The organism is Pantoea sp. PA1 (assembly GCF_056856975.1).
Genome location: NZ_JBXGEE010000001.1, coordinates 564,379 through 588,850, shown reverse-complemented (window position 1 = coordinate 588,850; position 24,472 = coordinate 564,379). Strand labels below are relative to the sequence as shown.

Here is a 24,472-nt window from a genome sequence, read left to right as displayed (position 1 = left end):
TCTTATTCCTTACCGGCGTGTGTGATCAGCCAGCAGTTGTGAATGTGTCGGTTGCGCGCGAAATCCTGCGACTGCGTTTTCTGGGTAATATCCTGCGCCTGCAGGCCCAGAGATTTCAGGCCATCCATGTCCATTTTAAAACCGCGTTTGTTGTTGGAGAACATGATGGTGCCGCCGCGACGCAGCAGGCGCTTCAGGTTACGCATCAGCATCATATGATCGCGCTGAACGTCGAAGCTCTCTTCCATACGCTTGGAGTTGGAGAAAGTTGGCGGATCGATAAAGATCAGGTCAAAATTCTCATCACTCTCATGCAGCCAGCTCAGGCAGTCCGCCTGCATCAGACGGTGCTGACGACCGGTCAGCCCGTTGAGACGCAGGTTGCGTTCCGCCCACTCCAGATAGGTGCGTGACATATCGACCGTGGTGGTCGAGCGTGCCCCGCCCAGACCGGCATGCACACTGGCGGTGCCGGTGTAAGCAAACAGGTTCAGGAAATCTTTACCCTTGCTCATATTACCGAGCATTTTGCGGGCAATGCGATGGTCGAGGAACAGACCGGTATCGAGATAGTCGGTCAGGTTCACCAGGAAACGCGCATTAAACTCTTTAACTTCGAAATAGTCGCCCTTCTCACTCAGCTTCTGATACTGCGCTTTGCCCTTCTGACGTTCGCGGGTTTTCATAATCAGACGGTCTGCAGGCAACGCCAGTACGGTGAGCGTCGCACTGATCACATCGAACAGGCGCTGACGCGCTTTGTTGGGATCGATGGTTTTCGGTGGCGCATACTCCTGGATAATCACCCAGTCAGCGTAGCGGTCAACAGCCACGTTGTAGTCTGGCAGATCGGCATCGTAAATGCGGTAGCATTCAATGCCTTCCTGACGCGCCCACTTCTCCAGCTTCTTCACGTTTTTACGCAGACGGTTTGCGTAATCTTCCGCAATCTGTCCGGCGCTTTCGCTGCTGTTCACCGCGAGCTGATAGTTTTTCTGCACGCAATCCAGCGGGCCATTTTTGGCTTTAAACTGACGGTCGGCGCGCAGCTGCAGGCAGCTCAGCAGCTCAGGTGAAGCGCTGAACAGGGAAAGCTTCCAGCCGCCAAAATGCTGTTTCATCAGGCGTCCAAGCTGACTGTGCAGCGCGATCAGCGCCGGTTCGCTCTCCAGGCGTTCACCGTAAGGGGGGTTGCTCAGCACCGTGCCGTGAACCGCCGCATCCACCGAATTGGTCAGCTTCAGCAGATCCTGCTGTGCAAAGGTAAAGAGCTCTTCCACACCCGCCCGGCGGGCATTCGCCTGCGCCCACTCCAGCACCCGGCCGTTCGTGTCATAGCCAAAGAAGCGCGCCTGCGTATTCTCCGTGCCGGTGCGGGCACGATTATGCGCTTCGTTTTTCACGTCCTGCCACAGCGCAGCATTAAACTGGCTCCAGGCCATAAAGCCCCAGTGACGGCGCAGCAGGCCAGGCGCACGATCGCAGGCGATCAGCGCAGCTTCAATCAGCAGCGTACCCGAACCGCACATCGGATCGATCAGCGGTGTGGATGGCTCCCAGCCAGAACGCAGCACAATCGCCGCCGCCAGATTCTCTTTTAACGGTGCCTGACCGGTCTGCTGGCGATAGCCACGCTGATGTAATGAACTGCCGCTCAGATCCAGCGCGATGCTGGCGCGATCGTCATTCAGCCAGACGTTGATACGAATATCCGCCTGCTCACGATCGACATTGGGACGCTCAAGATTCTTACGGGTAAAGCTGTCCACGATGGCATCTTTGACTTTCAGCGCACCAAACTGGCTGTTGCGAATCGAGTCATTGGTGCCGCTGAAATGGACGACAAAGGTTTTGTCGCTGCCGAACATGGATGGCCAGTCCACGCCCTGCACACCCAGATAGAGATCGAGGTCGCTGTAGACGCCAAACTCTCCCAGCGGCAACAGGATGCGTGATGCTAAACGGCTCCACATCAGGCTTTGGTACATGACGCGATCGTCGGCTTCGTAGTGAACGCCTCCCTGCACCACTTGCAAATCCTGCGCGCCCAGCGCGTCCAGCTCACTTTTTAACAGCTCTTCGAGCCCACGCGCCGTGCTGGCAAACAGAGAATTCATATCGTCACTTTTTAACTCTTGAGAAAATTGTCGCGCATTATAGCGAATCACAGACCTATGTCATAAAGTTAGCTTCTTTTGTCTTGCGCGTCGGGTTTCAAGGAGAACACCATGATCACGCTTTCCCGCTTATTTATTCATCCTGTGAAGTCGATGCGGGGGCTGGCACTGTCACACGCCCGGATTTCTGGCAGCGGGCTGGCTTTTGATCGTCTGTTTATGGTGACGGAACCTGACGGCACCTTTATTACCGCCCGGCAGCATCCGGAGATGGTGCGCTTTACACCCGCTATTTTACCTGAGGGGCTGTTACTGGAAGCGCCTGACGGCAGTCACATGCTTATCCGCTTCAGCGATTTCGGGGAGCAGGAACACCCGACCGAGGTCTGGGGCAATCGCTTCGGCGCACGCATCGCCCCGCCCGCCATTAATCAGTGGCTGAGCCAGTTCTTTCCCCGTGACGTCCAGCTGCGCTGGGTCGGACCTGAACCCCGTCGCCGGGTCAAAGCATTTGACCATGTCCCGCTGAGTTTTGCCGATGGCTTTCCGTTTTTGCTGGTGAACAGCGCCTCGCTGCATGACCTGCAACAGCGCTGCCCGGCCAGCGTACGTGCCGAACAGTTTCGTCCCAATCTGGTCGTGAGCGGTGCGGCTGCATGGGATGAAGACAGCTGGGCGGAGATCCGGATAGGTGAAGTCATCTTTGAAGTGCCTAAACCCTGCAGTCGCTGCGTGCTGACCACGGTTAGCCCCGAAACCGGACGCAAACATCCTGCCGGTCATCCGCTCGCCACTCTGCAGACGTTCCGCAGCGCCCAGGATGGCAGCGGGGATATCGATTTTGGCCTGAATCTGGTGGCCCGTAATCAGGGTGTGGTACGTGCCGGTGACGAAATGGTGATCCTGAAGCGCCATGCTCCGCGCCTCTACGGTGCCGGAGAGGTCATTGAGACGCTTAAACCGCAGCCGCAGACCCCTGATGCAGTGACTATCACCTTTCAGGGACAGACCTTCCGCGGGGATAATCAGCAGGTGTTACTGGATCAGCTGGAAATGCAGGGATTTCGTATCCCCTACTCCTGTCGTGCGGGACTGTGCGGCAGCTGTAAGCTGAATCTGGTGTCGGGCCAAGTCAAAGCACTGAAGAAAGGCGCCGTGCGTCAGGACGGAACGCTGCTGAGCTGCAGCTGTATTCCGGCAGGCGATGTCGAACTGAAATAGTCAGACCGCACGGGCATAGCGCGGCGCGACATCCTGATACCAGGGCTGCAGGCGGTCGTTCATCACCTTGATGGCATCGCCGAGCACCATATTTTTGCCGGCCAGCGTCAGTGCTGGCTGAGCCAGCAGGCAGAGCGCCGCGTTACTGCCGCTTTCAACCACCAGCAGACGCGCCTGCGTTCCCTCTTCTGCCAGCGTAACCTGCACCATCTCACCGGGCCGCGGCTGCATAGCCGGGGCATACGCGGTGAAGTGCCAGCTTTTCGGCATCAGCGGTTTCAGGAAGCGCGCGGCGACCAGGGCATTCAGCACCAGTTCAGCGCGATGGCTGCCACTGAGTTTGCACTGACGGCAGGTCTCTTCAAAGGTGTAATAGAGGGCGGCATCATCAACACAGAAACCCGACTCTGAGAACGCATCGGGCGTGAGCATTTTGCGGGAATAGCGGGAGCGAAAAAGCATACCGTCTGCCAGGTCGAGCATCATTCGGTCGTGGCTGTTGTCAAAATACCAACGCCAGTTATCGTCGGGTTTAATGTTCATCGTCTGCCCTGTCTTTTACCGCTGCGCCATACGTCACGCAGAATTCAGCGAAAATAGAATATAAGGAAAAGCTGAAAAATCGTGCAACAGGACAAAATATAAACGAGCCGAGGGGATAAATAAACCCCCCGGCGAAGCATTGTGAGAATTGTCTTAGAGATGTGTGACGATATCTTTAATTAATCCTGGCCCCTGATAAATAAAGCCTGAATAGATCTGAACCAGCGTAGCCCCTGCCGCAATCTTTTCACGCGCAGCGGTCAGAGAATCAATGCCGCCTGCGCCGATAATCGGCAGGCGTCCCTGCAGTTCCTGTGAGAGGCGCTGAATGACCGCCGTGCTGCGCGACTGGACAGGCCGTCCGCTTAAGCCACCGGCTTCCTCAGCATGCTTAAGCCCCGTTACCAGGGAGCGATCGAGCGTGGTATTCGTCGCAATCACGCCATCAATCTGGTGACGTACTAAACTGTCCGCTACCTGAATTAACTCCTCTTCAGAGAGGTCCGGAGCAATTTTTACGGCCAGCGGAACATATTTGAGATGACGCTGTTCCAGCGCTTTTTGTTTCTGTTTAATGGCGGAAAGCAGATCATCCAGAGCCTCACCATATTGCAGTGAGCGCAGACCGGGAGTGTTAGGTGAGGAAATATTGATGGCGATATAACCGGCGTGGGCATACACCTTTTCCATGCAGATCAGGTAATCCTCTTTTCCCTGCTCAACCGGCGTATCTTTATTTTTGCCGATATTAATCCCCAGTACGCCGTTAAAACGCGCTTTTTTCACGTTTTCGACCAGGTGATCGACCCCCAGATTATTGAATCCCATGCGATTGATAATCCCGCCCGCTTCAACCAGTCGGAACATGCGCGGCTTATCATTGCCTGCCTGAGCGCGCGGCGTGACGGTGCCCACTTCAACAAACCCGAAGCCCATCGCCGCAAAGGCGTCAATGCACTCCGCGTTTTTATCCAGGCCCGCGGCCAGGCCAAGGGCATTTTTAAAGGTCAGTCCCATACAGGTGACCGGACGCGACGGCAGATTCTGGCGATAAAACCGTTCCAGCGGGGTGCCATTCATAAAGCGCAGTTGCTGAAAGGTGAGTTCGTGCGCGCGTTCGGGGTCGAGTTTAAACAGCGCCGGTCGGACGATAGGATAAAACATGCACTCTCCTGAAGGACGGAAGCAATCGTGAAAGTCGGTGCACGGGAAATTGTGCGCCAGAATGGTAAAGTGCTCTGGCGCAAAAGTAAATCGAAGGGCGGAAAGGCGGGAAGTTAAGTCACCTTGCTTTGATCTTACGCAGCGGAATCGTTTACGGGGCGATTTTCTACCTGAGAGGGAAAGAGATATTCCCGCAGGATACCGTGACGATGCATGATGCCAAAAATGCCGAGACAGACAAACGCTTCCGCGCCCACCATCGACCATGCTGCGCCGATTGCGCCAAACTTCCAGGCCAGGAAACAGCAGAGCGGTACGTTAATCACCCCCGCCGCCATCATGACCCACATACGCTGGCGCGCCAGGCCGTGTGGGATCAGGATCTGTAATCCGGCCGGATAGGCGATGTTGCCAAACAGGAAGCAGAGTACAAAGACGCGCAGCACATCCGCCGACGGAATAAAGTCTTTACCCAGTAAAATCGAGACGACCAGGTCAGCAAAAAACCAGGTAAAGATGACAATCGACAGACTCAGAGAGAATGAGAGCAGCAGACTTTTGCGTGTTGCGGCAATCGCGGCGCGTTTATCCCGGCCGAACAGGTGGCTGACGCGCGGAAAGAAGGCGCTCCCGATCTGCTCCGGCACGGAGTTTGCCGCTTTACGCAGGCGATCGGCACCGTTATAGATCCCCACCATATAGGTAGAGGTAAAGGTCGCAAGGATCACCACGTTGACGCTGTTAAACAGGTTGGCCCCGGCAATGGCAATAAAGACATCCATGCTGTCGGTGATGCGCTGTTTAATTTCACGCGGTTCAAAGCGGTAATGGCCAATGACTTTCATCTCCAGCACAAACTTCAGCGTTATCGCCGCACTGATCATGGAGACAACGCCAGGGATCAGCGCAGCCAGCCAGGTGTCCTCCGGAGATTTCACCAGCAAAAAGGTCAGCGGAATGGCGCAGAAGTTACCGAAGGTGGCGATAACTGCGGTTTTGCCCAGCTTCTCAAAGCCCTGCATCAGCCAGCCAAAGGAAAACAGCGAGCCAACCAGCGTCGTGCAGTTCGCCAGCACAATAAAGAACAGTGAGTGCCAGGCAGGATTAAACCAGGTGGCGGTGAGCAGCGTGCCACTGGTCAGCAGCAGCAGCATCAGCTTGGCGTTAAAGGTGGACCAGAAGAGCTGACTGACACGCTCCTTGTCGTCACGATGATGTGCAATATCTTTGGTGGTAAAGACATTGAATCCCCAGTCGGAGATGGTGCTGCAATAGAGCACGCAGGCGATCGCCAGCGCCAGCGTACCCATCTGTTCTACACCCAGAACACGGGCCAGATAGGGTAGCGTAGCCAGCGGAAACAGAAACGACGCGCCGCGATACGCCAGCAGCGAAAAAATATTAATAATCAGACTTTTATCGAGTACTTTTGCCATGACGCAACAACCTTATACACATTGCATGTCTCACCTTCTCATTTCGCTAAGGCATAAACAATATCGCTTCAAATTTTTCAGAATCCGGCTGCTTTTACAGGATCAGGCGGCGCGACTGAGCTCTTTTTTAACTTTGTAATGCTGTAACGCAATAAAGAGTTCAGGGCGATTGAACAGTAGCCACTCCTTGACGTTTTCTGTTTTGACGTTACGACCGAGGAAGCGGATGGCATTCAGGACATATTCCGGTACGGGGGTGCCATTATAAAGTGACAGATAGATCATCAGACGAAACGAATGAACTAAATAGGCTTTCTCCAGCGAACTGCGCCAGGCTGATTTCGTTACTGAGCTGTTTAACGTACTGTAGGCGTGCATAAAAGCGTTATAGCGCTGATAGAAAAACTCATTACTTTTGGTACTGTTGGTCAGCGAGCCATTACGGATACGCTGTTTATAATAAACCTGACGGCTGACCCAGGCCTGCTGACTTTTTACAAACACGGAGAGCGTAAAGTTGTGATCTTCATGAACGCGTCCAACAAAGCGTAATTTATGCTGCTCGACAATTCGCTTACTGACGATATAACTCCAGGCCGCCGAGGTATATCTGCCGTTTCGCAGCAGATGCAAAAAGACCTCCTGCGATTTCTGCTGGCCAAAAATTTCGTGTCTGACTTTAGGTGAGGTGACATCAATCTGCCCATCACGATAAACGCAGGAGTTGAAACAGAACAGGTCGGTTTCCGGGTGCTGTTCCGCGACCGTCGCAAGTTCCGCCACCAGCCCATCAACCACGACATCATCCGGGTCGCAGAAAAAGAGGAACTGGCCTCTGGCCTGCTCAATGCCCACATCGCGAGCACGACCGGCGCCGCCGTTTTCCGTAGTAATTATTTTTACCTGAGAAAGATGCGCATAATTCTGTTCAAGTAAGGCCAGCGTTCCGTCGGTGGAGCCATCATTCACAATGAGAATTTCATTGGGAGATTTAACCTGGCGCAATAAGGAATCAACGCACTCGACAATATATTTCTCAACGTTGTAGGTTGGAATAATTACGGATAACAGGATGTCAGACATAGGCAATTCTCTGCTGTTAAAAATAACAAAACGATTCACCTGCCTGATGCAGGTCCTGACCAGAGGCGAAGCGATGAAAAGAGTGAAAGGCTGATATTCTGTTTCTTTGATTCAGCCCGATTATCTTAAACCGGCTTCGTAAAAAAAGACCAGTCGTAAAAAATATCTTAACGTTTCACAGGACTATCACTGTTAAAAGACGTGCATCAATATCCTGCTGCAATGTTAAAACCGTTGAGGATTGATTTAAAAATAGGTGATAAAGCAGACGTAACCAGATTCAGGAATCTGTAAGCGAACGTCTGAATCAGTGAAAAACGTCATCATTCCTTCATTTTTATTACACTCTGCCTTATGGCATAAATCCTAATAACAGACGAAGGAAGCCCACCACCAGTCAGTTTCCGTGCTGCTTCTGACCCGGCCGCTGCGCTTAATTGGGTTGTTGGTCACAATCAGAATGTTCAGGCAATCAGACGAGAGCGATTTTTTTCGGGCATCCCGCCTGTTTTCGCAATCTTGTATCACCCTCCTTAATGAATCGTTTCTCTGTTTGCCCTGAAATTAAGAATATTCGGAATGTCCCCGGATGCGCCCCGGTTTCCGCCGCTTCTATTTGCAGTTTTTACGCTTACTTTGCCGGATAAATCATTTAAGCCCACTGCCCTGCTCTGACAGTATGAAGGCATAAGTTCTCAACATTTGATAATCAATAACTTTTAGTTATAAGGAGTGATGATGCGAGTTATTACGCTGGCAGGCAGCCCACGGTTCCCCTCCCGCTCAACTTCCCTGCTGACGCTGTGTCAGCACAAGCTGGAGGCGCGTGGCGTTGAAGTCATTCCCTGGAATATTCACAACTTTCAGCCTGACGATCTGATCAATGCGCGCTTTGATGCGCCTGCCCTGCTGGCATTACGCGAGGACCTGGCCTCAGCGGATGGGCTGATTGTGGCGACCCCGATTTATAAAGCCTCATTTTCGGGGGCGCTGAAGACCCTGCTTGACCTGCTGCCGGAGCGCGCGCTGGAACATAAAGTGGTGCTGCCACTGGCCAGCGGCGGCAGTGCCGGTCATATGCTGGCGCTCGACTACGCCCTGAAGCCGGTTCTCAATGCCTTAAAGGCGCAGGAGATTCTGCACGGCGTTTATGCCGAGGATCATCAGGTGGTTCATTATGACCGGCAGCCTGAATTACAGGCCTCTCTGGCAGAGCGTCTGGATGAAGCGGTTTCCGCCTTCTGGCTGGCGCTGACCCGTCACCACCACCCCGTTGCGCAAGCGGTTTAAGGAAAGAGCAATGAAGCAGAGATTAGGAAAGTGGCTGGTTGCGGGACTTCTGCTGGCGGGCCTTCAGGCTCAGGCCGCCGAATCCGACCCGGCTGAGATTCGTATCGGTTATCAGAAAGGCTCAGTCAGCATGGTGCTGGCAAAGTCGCATCAGTTACTGGAGAAGCGTTTTCCCCATACGCATATTAAGTGGGTCGAGTTCCCGGCGGGCCCTCAGATGCTGGAAGCGCTGAATGTGAACAGCATCGATCTCGGCAGCACCGGCGACCTTCCGCCGCTGTTTGCGCAGGCCGCGGGTGCTGATCTGCTCTACGTAGGTTCTGAGCCGCCGAAACCGAAATCAGAAGTGATTCTGGTGCCGAAAAACAGCCCCCTGAAACAGGTGGCGGATCTGAAAGGGAAAAAAGTCGCCTTCCAGAAAGGCTCCAGCTCGCACAACCTGCTGCTGCGCGCGCTGCAGCAGGCGGGACTCTCCTTTAACGATATTACGCCGGTCTATCTGACGCCCGCCGATGCCCGCGCCGCTTTCCAGCAGGGCAACGTTGATGCCTGGGCTATCTGGGACCCCTACTACTCCTCCGTGCTCCAGCAGGGTAACTCGCGTCTGCTGATCGATGGCAGCTCGCTCAACCTGACCGGCTCGTTCTATTTAGCGACCCGCAGCTATGCCGAAGCCCATGGCGCCTTTATTCAGCAGGTGCTCGACACGTTCAGTGCGGCCGATGCGCTCACCATCAGCCAGCGGCAGCAGAGTACCACCCTGCTGGCTCAGGCGATGGGCCTGCCCGAACCGGTTATCGCCAGCTATCTGGATCACCGGCCGCCGACCCGCATTTCACCGGTCAGTGCCGAAACGGCCGCCGCGCAGCAGCGCACCGCCGATCTCTTTTATGCCAATCATCTGTTGCCAGTCAAAGTGACGATTCAGGATCGTCTCTGGCATCCCCACACCGTCACGCAATAAGGAGCAACAATGAGCGTATCTGTTTTCTGGTTCCTGCCAACCCATGGCGACGGACACTATCTTGGCACGGCTGAAGGAGCGCGACCGGTTGATCACGCCTATCTGCAGCAGGTGGCGCAGGCCGCTGACCGTCTTGGCTTTGGCGGCGTCCTTATCCCGACCGGCCGCTCCTGTGAAGATGCCTGGCTGGTGGCCGCCTCGCTGATTCCGGTCACTCAGCGTCTGCGGTTTCTGGTGGCGCTGCGGCCGGGTGTGATTTCACCGACGCAGGCCGCCCGTCAGGCCGCCACCCTGGATCGCCTCTCTAACGGGCGGGCGCTGTTCAACCTGGTGACCGGCGGCGATCCGGAAGAGCTGGCGGGCGACGGGGTGTTCCTCGATCACCGCGAGCGTTACGCGGAGTCCGCCGAGTTTACCCGCGTCTGGCGTCGGGTCCTTGAGGGGGAAACTGTCGATTATGAAGGCAAGCATGTGCACGTCCGCGGGGCGCGGCTGATGTTTAAGCCGGTCCAGCAGCCTCGTCCGCCGCTCTGGTTTGGCGGCTCCTCGGAACCGGCGCAGGATCTGGCCGCGGAGCAGGTTGATGTCTACCTCACCTGGGGCGAGCCGCCTGCGCAGGTCAAAGAGAAGATTGAGCAGGTGCGCGCGAAAGCGGCCGCTCAGGGCCGGACCGTGCGGTTCGGTATCCGTCTGCATGTGATTGTGCGTGAAACTAATGAAGAGGCCTGGCAGGCGGCTGACCGGCTGATTGCCAATGTGGATGACGCCACCATCGCAAAAGCGCAGGCGGCATTCCAGCGCGCCGATTCTGTCGGACAGCGTCGCATGGCCGCGCTCCACGGGGGTCGCCGCGACAAGCTCGAAATCAGCCCGAACCTCTGGGCAGGTGTCGGTCTGGTGCGCAGCGGTGCCGGAACCGCGCTGGTGGGTGATGGCCCGACCGTTGCCGCCCGGATCAAAGAGTATGAAGCGCTGGGTATCGAGACCTTTATTCTGTCAGGCTACCCGCATCTGGAAGAGGCTTATCGCGTCGGGGAACTCCTGTTCCCGCATCTCGACCTGCAGGTGCCGCTGGTCCCGCAGCCTCGCGTCGTTCAGGCGCACGGTGAAGCGGTAGCCAACGATTTTACCCCTGAGAAAAAAGTCGCCCGGGGCTGAGGAGAGCAGAATGGCCAGAACCCGAAAACGTCTTGCCGATACGCTGGTGCCGTGGCTGCTGCCTCTCCTGCTGATCGTGGTGTGGCAGATTGCCTCGCAAACCGGCTGGTTATCAACCCGCATTCTGCCGGCGCCGGAGAAAATCGTGACCACCTTCTGGCGGCTGACGGTCAGCGGCGAACTGTGGCAGCACCTGGCGATTAGCAGCTGGCGGGCGCTGGTCGGTTTCGCTATCGGCGGCTCCATCGGTCTGATACTTGGATTGATTACCGGCACCTCAAAAACCGGTGAGCGTCTGCTCGATACCTCGGTTCAGATGCTGCGCAACGTGCCGCATCTGGCCCTGATCCCGCTCGTGATCCTCTGGTTCGGTATTGATGAGTCGGCCAAGATTTTCCTGGTGGCGCTGGGCACGCTTTTCCCTATCTACCTCAACACCTATCACGGCATCCGTAATATTGACCGCGGGCTGGTTGAGATGGCGCGCAGCTACGGCCTCTCCGGCTGGAGTCTGTTTATCCAGGTGATCCTGCCCGGCGCGCTGCCGAATATCATGGTCGGCGTGCGTTTCGCCCTCGGCCTGATGTGGCTGACGCTGATCGTCGCGGAGACCATTTCCGCCAACGCCGGCATCGGCTATCTGGCGATGAATGCGCGGGAATTTCTGCAGACGGATGTGGTGGTGGTCGCCATTATTCTCTACGCCCTGCTCGGTAAACTGGCGGATGTCGCCGCGCTGCTGCTGGAGCGTGTCTGGCTGCGCTGGCATCCCGCTTATCAATTAAAGGAGGAGAACGCATGAGTCCGATTCTCTCACCGGCACGCCTCAACACCGGCACCCCGGTTGGCGTCAACGGCGTCAGCAAACAGTATGGCAACCGCACCATTCTCAATAAAATTGACCTGCATATCCCTTCCGGTCAGTTTGTGGCGGTCGTGGGCCGCAGCGGCTGTGGCAAAAGTACCCTGCTGCGCCTGCTGGCCGGGCTGGAGCACTGCTCCAGCGGTGAGCTGCTGGCGGGCAATGCGCCGTTGCAGTCGGCGCGCGACGATACCCGTCTGATGTTCCAGGATGCGCGACTGCTGCCGTGGAAAAAAGTGATCGATAACGTCGGCCTGGGACTGCGAGGACGCGAATGGCGCGGCGCGGCGCGGGATGCGCTGGCGGCAGTCGGACTTGCCGATCGGGCTGATGAGTGGCCTGCTGCGCTGTCGGGAGGCCAGAAACAGCGGGTTGCGCTGGCCCGGGCGCTGATCCATCGTCCCGGTCTGTTGCTGCTGGATGAGCCACTGGGGGCGCTGGATGCCCTGACCCGCATCGAAATGCAGGGACTGATTGAGTCGCTGTGGCAGCAGCATCACTTTACCGTGCTGCTGGTCACGCACGATGTCAGTGAGGCGGTTGTAATGGCGGATCGGGTGCTGTTGATTGAGGAGGGAGAGATCGGGCTGGATCTTCAGGTCGATTTGCCCAGGCCGCGGCGCCGGGGATCGGCACGACTCGCCGAGCTGGAAGCGGAGGTGCTGGATCGGGTGATGCAGCGTACGGAGCGCACTCCACCGGTGCGACTGGCGCAGCAGCGCTAAAAAAAGGCGGAGGCCGTCTCAGACGCTCCGCCTTTTTATTATCAGGCGTTCAGCGCTCGGGTGATTTTCTCGTAGAGATCGCCAGAGAGTTTATCCAGCGTCAGCAGTTCTTCCAGCGCCTCGCGCATCATCGCCTGACGCGTTTCGTCATAGCGTTTCAGGCGAATCAGCGGCTCCACCATCCGTGCCGCCACCTGCGGATTACGGGTGTTGAGGTCAGTCAGCATCTCGACCAGGAACTTATAGCCGCTGCCATCTTTTGCATGGAAAGCAGCAGGGTTCGCGGAGGCAAAGGCACCCACCAGCGAGCGAACGCGGTTCGGGTTACTCATCGTGAAGGAGCGATGCGTCAGAAGCTGACGCACGTTGCGCATCACGTTGGCAGCCGGACTGGTCGCCTGCAGCACAAACCATTTGTCCATGACCAGACCATCCTGATGCCAGCGCTCATCATACGCCGCCAGCAGCGCATCGCGGCACGGCAGCTGCGCCGCCACAGCGGCAGAAAGAGCGGCCAGCGCATCGGTCATGTTGGTCGCCTGCTGATACTGCGCCTGCACCAGTTTGTCCGCCAGCTGCGCATCGCTGAAGGCGAGATAGGTCAGGCAGATATTTTTCAGGCTGCGCTGACCAATCGCCTCATGCTCCACCCGGTACTCGGGCTGCTGATTGGCGTTGTAAATCGCAAAGAATTCATCGGCGAGTTCGCGCGCCAGCGTACGTTGCAACGCATCCCGCACCAGTGAGATGGCCTGCGGATCGATAACGTCAAACAGCTCGGCAATCTCATTTTCTGACGGCAGCGTCATGATCAGCGCGGTCAGTGCCGGGTCGCAGTCGGTATCAAGCAGCACTGCGCGGAACGCGTCGGCGACGTGCAGCGGCAGCGACAGATGCTGACCCTGCTGATAGCGGGCGACATTGAGGCGGATATAGGTAGCCAGCAGGCTCTGAGCCGCATCCCAGCGGGAGAAGTCGTTGCGGGCATGGCGCATCAGGAAGGTAAGCTGCGCGTCACTCCACTTATAGTCGAGCTTCACCGGCGCAGAGAATTCACGCAGCAGCGACGGCACCGGCTGGAAGTAGACGTTGTCGAAAATAAAGGTCTGGAACTCCTCGGTAACATTCAGCACATGATGCACCGGCTGCCCATTATGCTGCAGCGGGATCACCTTACCTTCGCCATCATAGAGTTCGATATCCAGCGGAATGTGCAGCGGCAGCTTCTCTTTCTGGTCGGCGGTGGCTGGCGTGTGCTGGGTAACATGCAGAGTGTACTGTTCCAGCTCCGGATTATAGTCGTCACGAACCGTCAGGACCGGTGTACCCGACTGGCTGTACCAGCGGCGGAACTGCGACAGGTCGACGTTAGAAGCATCTTCCATCGCCTGAACAAAATCATCACAGGTTACCGCGCTGCCGTCGTGGCGCTCAAAATAGAGCTGCATGCCTTTCTGGAAATTCTCCTCACCTAGCAGCGTGTGCATCATGCGGATCACTTCCGATCCCTTTTCATACACGGTCAGGGTGTAGAAGTTGTTCATTTCGATCACCTGATCCGGACGGATCGGGTGCGCCATCGGGCTGGCATCTTCGGCGAACTGTGCACCACGAACGATGCGCACATTATCGATGCGGTTCACCGCGCGCGAGCCCAGATCGGAGCTGAACTCCTGATCGCGGAAGACCGTCAGCCCCTCTTTCAGGCTGAGCTGGAACCAGTCGCGGCAGGTCACACGGTTACCGGTCCAGTTATGGAAATATTCATGACCAATCACGGCTTCGATACCGAGATAATCTTTGTCGGTCGCGGTTTCAGCTTTGGCCAGCACATATTTGGCGTTAAAGACGTTGAGGCCTTTGTTTTCCATCGCCCCCATATTAAAGAAGTCCACTGCCACGATCATAAAGATGTCGAGGTCATACTCCAGACCGAAACGCTCCTCATCCCACTTCATGCTGTTTTTCAGCGAGGTCATCGCCCAGTCAGCGCGGTCGAGATTGCCGCGGTCGACGAAGATCTCCAGCGCCACATCACGGCCTGAGCGGGTGGTAAAGCTGTCGCGCAGCACGTCGAAGTCGCCCGCCACCAGCGCAAACAGATAGCAGGGTTTCGGGAACGGGTCCTGCCACTTCACCCAGTTACGCCCCTGATCGTCCTGGCCGCCGTCGATCCGGTTACCGTTGGAGAGCAGGTAGGGATAGCGATTGCCGTCGGCATAAATGGTGGTAGTAAAACGCGCCAGCACATCCGGGCGATCGAGATACCAGGTAATATGACGGAAGCCTTCAGCTTCGCACTGGGTGCAGAGCGCCTCACCCGATTTGTACAGTCCTTCCAGCGCGGTGTTCTGATCCGGATGAATATCGTTGATGATTTTCAGGGTGAAGCTTTCCGGCAGCTGACTGATGACCAGCGCCCCCTCTTCTTCACGGAACGCCGTCCAGGGCTGCCCGTCGATTTCCAGCGCAATCAGCGTTAACGCCTCTCCGTCCAGGCGCAGCTCAGCCTGGCTGTCGCCCAGCCGTTTGACCTGGCTGATGGCCGTTACGCGGGTGGTCGACGCATCCAGTTCAAAGGTTAAATCGATGTCGGTGATGGTGTAATCAGGCGCACGGTAGTCGTGGCGATACTTGATTTGGGGCTGTTGCGTCATATTCCGTCTCGCGTTGTTATAAGTTTACCGGCAAAGTCTAAGCTTGTTACAACAAGCTTGCCACGCACAATGCAGCTAAAGGGTGAAATGTCTACAGTTTGTTAACAAAGGCACAGATTGGCCTCGACCCGCCGGACTGAAATATGCTGTGATCGGCGTCAGATAGTGAATTATACTTTTGCGTCTTTATGACTGTGTACAACACCGGGCTCTGCGCCACCGAACAGGATGCTGAAACGCGCCATGACAGGACATGCTTCCCCGATACTGACCTCGCTGCTGGATACGGACGCCTATAAGCTCCATATGCAGCAGGCCGTTTTCCACCGCTACCATGACGTAACGGTGACGGCGGAGTTTCGCTGCCGCGGCGACGAACTGCTGGGTCTCTACGCTGACGAAATTCGTGACGCGATAACCGCAATGCAAAATCTGGCGCTGACTGAAGATGAAGCGACCTGGTTGTCTCATCTTCCCTTCTTTCGCGAAGATTACCTGAGCTGGCTTCGCCAGTTCCGCTACAAACCGGAGCAGGTTGAGGTGCGCAATCACCACGGCAAGCTGGACCTTCGTATTCAGGGGCCGTGGCGTGAAGTGATACTGTGGGAGGTGCCGCTGCTGGCGCTGATCAGCGAGATTGTGCATCGTCATCGCACACCGCAGGTCACCACTCAGCAGGCGATTGATCACCTGCATCATAAGCTCAGCGACTTTAACGCGCAGGTGGCCGACCTCGACATGTCACGCTTCCGCCTGATGGATTTCGGCACCCGCCGTCGCTATTCACAGGATGTACAGCAGTCGATTGTCGCAACGCTGAAACAGGATTTCCCCTGGCTGATTGGTACCAGTAACTATGACCTGGCGCGCCGCCTGTCACTCACGCCAGTGGGCACCCAGGCGCACGAGTGGTTTCAGGCGTTCCAGCAGATCAGTCCCGTTCTGGCGAACAGCCAGCGGGCAGCACTGCAGGCGTGGCTGGATGAGTATGACGACCAGCTGGGTATTGCGCTGACCGACTGTATCGCCATGGATGCGTTCCTGCGCGACTTTGGCCCGGTGTTCGCCCGCCGTTATCAGGGTCTGCGCCACGATTCCGGCGATCCGGTTGAGTGGGGTGAGAAAGCGCTCGCCCACTATCAGAAGCTGGGTATCGATCCCTTAAGCAAAAATCTGGTCTTTTCTGACAATCTGAATCTCGACAAAGCGCTGGCGCTTTACCGCCATTTTGGTCAGCGAACGAATGTGGTTTTCGGTATCGGGACCCGCCTGACCTGCGATATCCCGGGCGTCACGCCACTGAATATCGTCATTAAACTGGTGCAGTGCAACGGTAAACCGGTGGCAAAACTTTCCGACAGTCCGGGTAAAACGATCTGTCAGGACAAAGCCTTTGTCAGAGCGCTGCGTAAAGCCTTTGACCTGCCGCTGGTAAAAAAAGCGAGTTAAATCCCCTCTTATCGGGGCGTCAATACGCCCCGCCTCTGCTGTAATAAATCTGTTTTCAGCCTGAATTTTGCTTGTTTCCTGAAGACTCGCAAGTAACATAGCAAAACCCCGGATGGGGCAACTTTTTTTACTCACTTCTTCTATATAGAGAGATATTTATGAGCGTAGTGCCTGTAGCGGACGTACTGCACGGTCGCGTCGCGGTTGACAGTGAAGTCACCGTACGTGGTTGGGTGCGTACCCGAAGAGATTCCAAAGCCGGTCTTTCCTTCATCGCCGTGTATGACGGCTCCTGCTTTAATCCCGTTCAGGCTGTCGTCAATAATTCTCTGAATAATTATCAGGATGAAGTGCTGCGTCTGACCACGGGCTGTTCGGTTATCGTCACCGGTAAAGTGGTGGCTTCGCCGGGTCAGGGCCAGGCGTTTGAGATCCAGGCGACCCATCTGGAAGTGGTCGGCTGGGTGGAAGATCCGGACAGCTACCCGATGGCGGCTAAGCGCCACAGCATTGAGTATCTGCGTGAAGTGGCTCACCTGCGTCCGCGCACCAACCTGATTGGCGCGGTTGCCCGCGTCCGCCATACTCTGGCGCAGGCGCTGCACCGTTTCTTCCATGAAAATGGCTATTTCTGGGTCTCCACCCCGCTGATCACCGCGTCAGACACCGAAGGCGCAGGCGAGATGTTCCGCGTTTCGACGCTGGATCTGGAAAACCTGCCGCGTGACGATCAGGGCAAAGTCGATTTCGCTGAAGATTTCTTTGGCAAAGAGGCATTCCTGACCGTATCAGGTCAGCTGAACGGTGAAACCTATGCCAGCGCCCTGTCGAAGATTTACACCTTTGGTCCGACCTTCCGCGCCGAAAACTCTAACACCAGCCGTCACCTGGCGGAATTCTGGATGCTGGAGCCGGAAATTGCGTTTGCTTCGCTGGATGATGCCGCAGCACTGGCCGAAGCCATGCTGAAATATGTGTTTAACGCGGTGCTGGAAGAGCGCGCTGACGACATGGCCTTCTTTGCTGAGCGTGTCGATAAAGAGGCTGTTGAACGCCTGCAGCGTTTCATCACTACCGATTTTGCTCAGGTCGACTACACCGACGCAATTGAGATTCTGAAGAACTGCGGTCAGACCTTCGAGAATCCGGTTTCCTGGGGTATCGACCTCTCCTCTGAACACGAGCGTTATCTGGCAGAGAAACACTTCAAAGCGCCAGTGGTCGTAAAAAACTACCCGAAAGATATTAAGGCGTTCTATATGCGCCTGAACGAGGATGGTAAAACCGTGGCGGCGATGGACGTTCTGGCGCCGGGCATTGGTGAGATCATCGGCGGTTCACAGCGTGAAGAGCGTCTGGATGTGCTGGATGCGCGTCTGGAAGAGATGGGGCTGAATAAAGAGGATTACTGGTGGTATCGTGACCTGCGTCGCTATGGCACCGTTCCGCATTCTGGCTTTGGTCTGGGCTTTGAACGTTTAATCGCCTATGTTACCGGCGTACAAAATGTCAGGGACGTTATCCCCTTCCCACGCACCCCACGCAATGCGAGTTTCTGACATTCGGCATTAAATATAAGAAAATCATATATATAAAGAGGTCGGCACTGCCGGCCTTTTTTTATTTTTGTAAATTTTGAGTTCTCTCACAAAGTTCCGTCTTTTTTACATTTTGTAATACATATTTTCCTTTGGAAACCAGATTGCGAGTTTAGTAGCATTTTCGCGCTAGAATTACGGCGGGGGGGATGGAAAGATGCGTGCAGACACAGGAAGACACCAAACTTCGTTGAGGGTTCTGTAAAGATTTCCTTACGGCAGTGGCAGGTGTACAAATAACTCCAATGAGGGTAATGAATAATGATGAAGCGCAATATTCTGGCAGTGGTTATCCCTGCTCTGTTAGCCGCCGGCGCAGCCAATGCTGCCGAAATCTATAACAAAGACGGCAACAAACTGGACCTGTACGGTAAAGCTGTTGGTCTGCATTACTTCTCTGATAACGATGCAGCAAATGGCGATGGCAACAACGGTGACAAATCCTACGTTCGTTTCGGCTTCAAAGGTGAAACTCAGATTAATGACCAGCTGACCGGTTACGGCCAGTGGGAATATAACATTCAGGCGAACAACTCTGAAGGTTCTGACGCACAGAACGGCAACAAGACTCGTCTGGGCTTTGCCGGTCTGAAATTCGGCGATGCAGGTTCAATCGACTACGGCCGTAACTACGGTGTGGTTTACGATGCAATCGGCTGGACCGATATGCTGCCAGAATTCGGTGGCGACTCAGGATACTCTGACAACTTCATGAACGGTCGTAGCACCGGCCTGCTGACCTACCGCAACACCAACTTCTTTGGTCTGGTAGATGGCTGGGATTTCGCTGTTCAGTATCAGGGCAAAAACGAGCGTACCGACACTCGTCGTGCTAACGGCGACGGCTGGGGCGCATCGACCAGCTATACCTCACCAATCGGTGTTGGTGTAGTTGGTGCATACAGCAGCAGCGATCGTACCGACTCTCAGGCAGACGGTACCACTGATATCAACGGTAACGTTGTTGGTCAGGGCAAACGCGCTGAAAACTGGGCAACTGCTCTGAAATATGATGCAAACAACGTTTATCTGGCAGCGATGTACGGTGAAACCCGTAACTCTACGCCTATCTCTGTTGTGACTGGCCTGAACAACACCACCAGCGCTGCCTCTGCTAACAAAGCTCAGAACATTGAACTGGTTGCACAGTATCAGTTCGACTTCGGTCTGCGTCCATCTATTGCCTACGTTCAGTCTAAAGGCAAGGACATCGAAGGCGTGGGCGATGCTGACCTGGTTAAATACATTGACGTCGGCGCAACTTATTACTTCAACAAAAACATGTCTACCTATGTGGACTATCAGATTAACCAGCTGGATGACAACAACCGTCTGGGTCTGAACTCTGATGACACTGTAGCAGTGGGCCTGGTTTACCAGTTCTAATCCTGCTTTAAACATGTTGAAAAACGGGGCCACGGCCCCGTTTTTTTATGGCCGTTAATCACAACCTCTGCGCTGCTTAACCCCTTTCCGCTCTGCGTTAACGTCTTTATCTCACCATCGCGCAATCCGCACCGCAAAATAGAGCATTTTGATTCGCAAACGGTTGGCATTTGCCTGGCCGGACGTTAACCTGAGAGCCCTCTTGCAAACGTTCACGCTAATGGACCTGACACATGTTTGAATCGATCTCTGCTGCACCCGCCGATCCTATTCTCGGGCTCGCCGATCTGTTTCGTGCTGATGACCGCCCTGAAAAAATCAATCTGGGTATCGGCGTCTATAAAGACGAAACCGGCAAGACCCCGGTGCTGACCAGTGTTAAAAAGGCTGAGCAGTATCTGCTGGAAAACGAAACCACCAAAAACTATCTCAGCATTGATGGTCTGGCGGATTTCGCGCGCTGCACGCAGGCCCTGCTGTTCGGCAATGACAGCCCACTGATTAGCGCTCGCCGTGCACGTACGGCACAGACGCCAGGTGGCACAGGCGCGCTGCGCATTGCGGCAGATTTTCTGGCCACGCAGACGGCGGTAAAACGGGTCTGGATCAGCAATCCCAGCTGGCCGAATCATAAAAATGTGTTCAATGCTGCCGGTCTTGAGGTGTGTGAATATCACTATTATGACGCGGCAAACCATACGCTTGATTTTGAGGGAATGCTGGCGTCGCTGAGTCAGGTTCAGCCTGGCGACGTGGTACTTTTCCACGGCTGCTGCCATAACCCGACCGGTATCGATCCGACAGCGGAGCAGTGGCAGAAGCTGGCAGAGATCTCACAGGCGAATGGCTGGCTGCCGCTGTTCGATTTCGCTTATCAGGGCTTTGCCCGTGGTCTGGACGAAGATGCCGAAGGCCTGCGTATTTTCGCCGCGTCACATCAGGAGCTGATCGTCGCCAGCTCATACTCGAAGAATTTTGGTCTCTACAATGAGCGCGTGGGGGCCATCACGCTGGTAGCGGCCGACGCCGGCGTAGCAGAAACCGCATTCAGCCAGGTGAAATACACCATTCGTGCCAACTACTCCAACCCCCCGGCGCATGGTGCGGCCGTCGTCGCGACGATTCTGAGTAACGACGCGCTGCGGACGATCTGGGAGCAGGAGCTGTCGGACATGCGTCAGCGCATTCAGCGTATGCGGCAGCTGTTTGTTAACACGCTGGCAGAGAAAGGTGCGCAGCGTGACTTCAGCTTTATCATTAAGCAAAACGGCATGTTTTCATTCAGCGGCTTAACCAAAGAGCAGGTTATTCGCCTGCGTGAAGAGTTCGCTGTGTATGCCGTTAACTCTGGTCGCGTGAATGTGGCCGGAATGACGCCGGACAACATGTCGGCGCTGTGCGAAGCGATTGTCGCGGTGCTCTGAGGCAGGCGATAAACAAAAATGGGCCTGAGGGCCCATTTTTTATGGCAGCAAAAGGTCTGATTTACTGCAGGAAAGGATTGCTGATGCGTTCCTGTCCCAGTGTGGAGATCGGGCCGTGGCCGGGCAGAAAAGTCACATCATCGCCCAGCGGCAGCAATTTAGTGTGAATCGCCTCAATTAACTGCTGATGATCGCCCTGCGGGAAGTCTGTTCGCCCCACGCCGCCATTAAAAATCACATCACCTGAAATCAGCAGCCTTCCGGGACGGTCAAAGAACACCACATGACCAGGTGAATGGCCCGGGCAGTGCAGGACCTCCAGCGTAGTCAGCCCGACCTGCACACTCTCCCCCTCTTCCAGCCAGCGATCCGGCGTAAAAGGGGCGCACTCTTCCAGTCCGAACATCCGGCTCTGCGTGGGCAGCGCCTCCAGCCAGAAAGCATCCCGCTTTTGTGGCCCGACAATAGGGATCTGATAGTAAGCCGCCAGTTCTACCGCGGCTCCGACATGATCGAGATGACCATGGGTCAGCAGAATCTGAGCGGGTTTGAGTCTGAGCTGTTCCAGCGTTTGTTTAATCAGATCGGCATCGCCGCCTGGATCGACCAAAGCAGCTTCACGGGTGGTGCCGCACCAGATAACGGAACAGTTCTGGGCAAAGGCTGTAACAGGAATAATGTGGTAGTTCATAACGCTCCATGACCGGCTCACGCAGCGTCGCCGGTGTCGTTACCAGTGCCTGATCGGACCGGTATCAATATGTACAAAGTTACTGCGGGGATAATATCCTACACCACCCGCACGCAGAGATAACGCCGCTTTGCGTACATTGGCTAATGAAACCCCTTCAATATGGAAATCCATCGCCTGGCCTTTGGTGTGATAGCTATGCTTCGCGACTCCCGGACCGCTCTCACGTAACATATTGTTGGTCGCCAGTGAACGGTAGCCCGAGACCAGCTGGACAGGTTTGCGCGTACCGAGCAGTGCCTGCAGGCGGAAAATCTGATCGAAGAGGTGCGGATCAATGCTTTTCACTTTATTGGCGCGGTAGTCACGGAAAAAGTGATTTAATCGTGTCAACTCATCCTTGTCGTAACTCTTACCATTAAAAAATTCAGTTTTAAGGGTTTCACCGGTGTGAAGATTGTTAAGCATCAATACACGCGGGCGAGATGTGGAAAGCGAAGCCCTTGCAGAAGCGGGCAATAATGCCAGTCCGGCGGCGGCACTACCGCAAAGCAGCAGGTTGCGACGAAAAGAATCAATAGTAGACATGTAGCGGTTTACCTGAGAGTGAAGCCATAGAAATGTGCAAAAAGCGCACAGGCCGAACCATAACTTTCTCTCAGGTAAGCGTCAACCCATGTGGGGCGTGTTTGAGAGGCGATTCCCGAAGGAATCGCTCTCAGAGGATATTTCTTACGGTGCCAGGTGCGCCGCTAACGATTTAAAATCAATCACTAGAGCAATAACTGTTTGGCCCGGCTCAGTGCCTGACTGCCCGAACGGGCGGTGTCATCATAATTGTAAATATCTGTTCTGAACTGCGGCTTGCCATCATCAGCAACCCAGGCCGTAAGGTAATAGAGATTGACCGGGATGCGATGGCGAATCGGCACATAACGGGTATCCCCCTCTTTCAGGGTGCTGGAAATACGGGAGTCGTTCCAGCCTGCATCCTGCAGTAACAACCCGGCCAGTTCTGATGCCTTATTCACACGCACGCAGCCTGAGCTGAGCGCACGAATATCACGCTGAAACAGGTTATGGTTTGGCGTGTCATGCAGATAGATGGCATCTGAACTAGGCATGTTGAATTTGTATCGGCCCAGCGCATTCGTCTGACCCGGAGCCTGAATCATCCGGTAAGGGAAGGATGCAGCGGAAACCATGCGCCAGTCGATCATGCTGGGATCGATCACTTCAGCGTCAGCACTCCAGCCCGACAGCAGGGTATAACCATGCTTGTAGAGATAGGTGGGGTCCTGTTTCACTTTAGGGATGATATCTTTGCGCACCAGCGTCGTCGGCACATTCCACGGCGGATTGAGCACCACATTATTGAGCGCGCTGCGCATCAGTGGTGTTTTACGATCGGGACGCCCGACAATGACCCGGGAAGAGAGGATCTTGTTGCCGTTGTTGTAGTAGATCAGCGAGTAGTTGGCGATGTTGACCATAATGCCGTTGTGCATATCATCCGGCAGCAGGCGCAGCCGCTGAATATTCAGCGCCAGTAACGAAGCGCGCATCTGGGGTGAGACGTTCAGCCACTGCCGCGTTCTGGCACCGATAGCGCCATCACCATCCAGTCCCTGCCACTGCTGAAAACGTTTAACCGCCGCCACCAGCGTCTCGTCATAGACATTGGCGGTGTTGCCTTCCAGCGTCTGGCTCTGAACGTTGCCGGGTGACTGCGGCGATGGCGCAGGCAGATCGTTGACCGGCGTAGCGGAAGGACTCACTGCCACCGGCTGATCGCTGTGGGTTACCGGCGAAGGAGCGACCGGCACGGCATCATCATCCGGTGCCGGAGCGTTGCTCTGTGCGGTCAGCATGCCGCTGCGCTGCAGAATTTCACGCAGTGCGGGCACATCGTCACTGACCTGCCCCGGACGCAGCGTTTCGCTGTTCTTCAGCTGCGGCCAGGGCTGTTTATCACTGAGCAGCGCTTTCAGCGCAGCGTGCATCGGCTGATACTGAGGATGCTGCGGCTGCAGGGAAGCAACAAACGTACTGCTCGCGCCCGCATTGACCGCATTCTGCCACTGATTCACCACGGCCACCGACGGCTGTGTCAGCCTGTAGGGAACATTACTGTAGAGCCAGGTTTCGCCCTGCGTCGGCACGTTAGAGACAAACTGCAGGTAGCCCAGCATGGCGTCGGAGAGGGTCACGTCACGCGCAAAACCAGTGATAGCCGGGTTAGTCAGACGGTCAACCCAGCGCGTGAACTGCGGCTGAACGCCAGAGAGCGCCACCTCAGCCAGCTGCTGCTGAAACTTCTGAACCGCCTGCTCATCCTGCCAGAGCGGCTGCATGTGCCGGGACGCATACAGCGTCGCCAGCGGCGCAAGATAAAATGGCTGATCGGCGCTGGAAAACGCCTGGCGGATACGTTGCTGACTGTCGGAAACCGAAACTGACGCGTGCGCGGTGCCGGGCATCGCGGCGATAACAGCGGCCTGTGGTAGCGTAAATGGAACAACCGTTAGCGCCAGCGCTAACAATGATATAACACGATGATGATTAACCTTTTTTGCCAGCAACATCCCTGCCCCCTTATCTTCTTAACTGCGCAGCGTTCCCTGTATCCGCTGCGATCGGGCTGTGACTCATTATGTTGAGTATACAAACAAAAACGGCATTTGCCTCATGCGACAAATGCCGT

The 24,472-nt window shown here is 55.5% G+C and carries 19 protein-coding genes; 10 read left to right on the top strand and 9 right to left on the bottom strand.

The window, feature by feature from the left end:
- Nucleotides 1-2: 2 nt before the first annotated feature.
- Nucleotides 3-2,117: a bifunctional 23S rRNA (guanine(2069)-N(7))-methyltransferase RlmK/23S rRNA (guanine(2445)-N(2))-methyltransferase RlmL gene (gene rlmKL / locus AC1V0D_RS02980; protein ID WP_482906948.1), complete on the bottom strand. Its 2,115-nt coding sequence runs from the start codon at nucleotides 2,115-2,117 to the stop codon at nucleotides 3-5.
- A gap of 111 nt (nucleotides 2,118-2,228) precedes the next feature.
- Between rlmKL and AC1V0D_RS02975 the strand changes: the two genes are divergently transcribed.
- Nucleotides 2,229-3,338, top strand: a complete 1,110-nt coding sequence (locus AC1V0D_RS02975) for a YcbX family protein (RefSeq protein WP_482906947.1) — start codon at nucleotides 2,229-2,231, stop codon at nucleotides 3,336-3,338.
- Here the strand turns inward: AC1V0D_RS02975 and AC1V0D_RS02970 are convergent, their stop codons facing one another.
- The 4 genes from AC1V0D_RS02970 to AC1V0D_RS02955 form a co-directional block, all read right to left on the bottom strand.
- The gene (locus AC1V0D_RS02970; protein ID WP_009091060.1) at nucleotides 3,339-3,881 is read right to left on the bottom strand and encodes a cell division protein ZapC; all 543 of its coding nucleotides are present in this window, start codon (nucleotides 3,879-3,881) and stop codon (nucleotides 3,339-3,341) included.
- 153 nt (nucleotides 3,882-4,034) lie between these two features.
- Nucleotides 4,035-5,045 carry a quinone-dependent dihydroorotate dehydrogenase gene (gene pyrD, locus AC1V0D_RS02965; protein ID WP_111208088.1) on the bottom strand — a complete coding sequence of 337 codons (1,011 nt, stop codon included), beginning with the start codon at nucleotides 5,043-5,045 and terminating at the stop codon, nucleotides 4,035-4,037.
- A 134-nt stretch (nucleotides 5,046-5,179) separates the two neighbouring features.
- A complete protein-coding gene (locus tag AC1V0D_RS02960) occupies nucleotides 5,180-6,481 on the bottom strand; it encodes a flippase (protein WP_482906946.1) in 1,302 nt (433 codons plus the stop codon).
- A gap of 102 nt (nucleotides 6,482-6,583) precedes the next feature.
- Nucleotides 6,584-7,564 (bottom strand): glycosyltransferase family 2 protein, encoded by a 981-nt coding sequence (locus AC1V0D_RS02955; protein ID WP_046101540.1) that lies wholly within the window; start codon nucleotides 7,562-7,564, stop codon nucleotides 6,584-6,586.
- A 738-nt stretch (nucleotides 7,565-8,302) separates the two neighbouring features.
- Between AC1V0D_RS02955 and ssuE the strand changes: the two genes are divergently transcribed.
- Genes ssuE through ssuB form a run of 5 tightly spaced genes read left to right on the top strand, consistent with a single transcriptional unit; the run spans nucleotide 8,303 to nucleotide 12,563 of the window.
- Entirely contained in the window at nucleotides 8,303-8,854 is a 552-nt protein-coding gene (gene ssuE, locus AC1V0D_RS02950) for an NADPH-dependent FMN reductase (protein WP_009091065.1), read from the top strand.
- Nucleotides 8,855-8,864: 10 nt separating this feature from the next.
- Nucleotides 8,865-9,818, top strand: coding sequence for an aliphatic sulfonate ABC transporter substrate-binding protein (locus tag AC1V0D_RS02945; RefSeq protein ID WP_482906945.1), 954 nt, complete (start codon nucleotides 8,865-8,867; stop codon nucleotides 9,816-9,818).
- A gap of 9 nt (nucleotides 9,819-9,827) precedes the next feature.
- A complete protein-coding gene (gene ssuD / locus AC1V0D_RS02940) occupies nucleotides 9,828-10,976 on the top strand; it encodes an FMNH2-dependent alkanesulfonate monooxygenase (protein WP_046101538.1) in 1,149 nt (382 codons plus the stop codon).
- A gap of 10 nt (nucleotides 10,977-10,986) precedes the next feature.
- Entirely contained in the window at nucleotides 10,987-11,778 is a 792-nt protein-coding gene (gene ssuC, locus AC1V0D_RS02935) for an aliphatic sulfonate ABC transporter permease SsuC (protein ID WP_140924405.1), read from the top strand.
- The gene (gene ssuB, locus AC1V0D_RS02930; RefSeq protein ID WP_009091072.1) at nucleotides 11,775-12,563 is read left to right on the top strand and encodes an aliphatic sulfonates ABC transporter ATP-binding protein; all 789 of its coding nucleotides are present in this window, start codon (nucleotides 11,775-11,777) and stop codon (nucleotides 12,561-12,563) included. Before ssuC ends, ssuB begins: the two co-directional genes overlap by 4 nt.
- Before the next feature lie 41 nt (nucleotides 12,564-12,604).
- Here the strand turns inward: ssuB and pepN are convergent, their stop codons facing one another.
- Nucleotides 12,605-15,220: an aminopeptidase N gene (gene pepN, locus AC1V0D_RS02925; protein WP_482906944.1), complete on the bottom strand. Its 2,616-nt coding sequence runs from the start codon at nucleotides 15,218-15,220 to the stop codon at nucleotides 12,605-12,607.
- A gap of 243 nt (nucleotides 15,221-15,463) precedes the next feature.
- Here pepN and pncB point away from each other — a divergent pair, with 243 nt between their 5' ends.
- From pncB to AC1V0D_RS02905, 4 genes are all read left to right on the top strand, one after another.
- Nucleotides 15,464-16,669 carry a nicotinate phosphoribosyltransferase gene (pncB, locus tag AC1V0D_RS02920; RefSeq protein WP_009091077.1) on the top strand — a complete coding sequence of 402 codons (1,206 nt, stop codon included), beginning with the start codon at nucleotides 15,464-15,466 and terminating at the stop codon, nucleotides 16,667-16,669.
- A gap of 158 nt (nucleotides 16,670-16,827) precedes the next feature.
- Entirely contained in the window at nucleotides 16,828-18,228 is a 1,401-nt protein-coding gene (asnS, locus tag AC1V0D_RS02915; RefSeq protein ID WP_009091079.1) for an asparagine--tRNA ligase, read from the top strand.
- A gap of 300 nt (nucleotides 18,229-18,528) precedes the next feature.
- Nucleotides 18,529-19,653 (top strand): porin OmpF, encoded by a 1,125-nt coding sequence (gene ompF, locus AC1V0D_RS02910; protein ID WP_046101533.1) that lies wholly within the window; start codon nucleotides 18,529-18,531, stop codon nucleotides 19,651-19,653.
- Between the two features lie 233 nt (nucleotides 19,654-19,886).
- A complete protein-coding gene (locus AC1V0D_RS02905) occupies nucleotides 19,887-21,077 on the top strand; it encodes an amino acid aminotransferase (RefSeq protein WP_009091082.1) in 1,191 nt (396 codons plus the stop codon).
- A 61-nt stretch (nucleotides 21,078-21,138) separates the two neighbouring features.
- Here AC1V0D_RS02905 and AC1V0D_RS02900 read toward each other — a convergent pair whose 3' ends face one another.
- From AC1V0D_RS02900 to ldtD, 3 genes are all read right to left on the bottom strand, one after another.
- The gene (locus tag AC1V0D_RS02900) at nucleotides 21,139-21,768 is read right to left on the bottom strand and encodes an MBL fold metallo-hydrolase (RefSeq protein WP_482906943.1); all 630 of its coding nucleotides are present in this window, start codon (nucleotides 21,766-21,768) and stop codon (nucleotides 21,139-21,141) included.
- Nucleotides 21,769-21,807: 39 nt separating this feature from the next.
- Nucleotides 21,808-22,356: a peptidoglycan L,D-endopeptidase MepK gene (gene mepK, locus AC1V0D_RS02895; protein ID WP_009091085.1), complete on the bottom strand. Its 549-nt coding sequence runs from the start codon at nucleotides 22,354-22,356 to the stop codon at nucleotides 21,808-21,810.
- 185 nt (nucleotides 22,357-22,541) lie between these two features.
- Nucleotides 22,542-24,353, bottom strand: a complete 1,812-nt coding sequence (gene ldtD / locus AC1V0D_RS02890) for a L,D-transpeptidase (RefSeq protein WP_154927899.1) — start codon at nucleotides 24,351-24,353, stop codon at nucleotides 22,542-22,544.
- Nucleotides 24,354-24,472 lie beyond the last annotated feature (119 nt).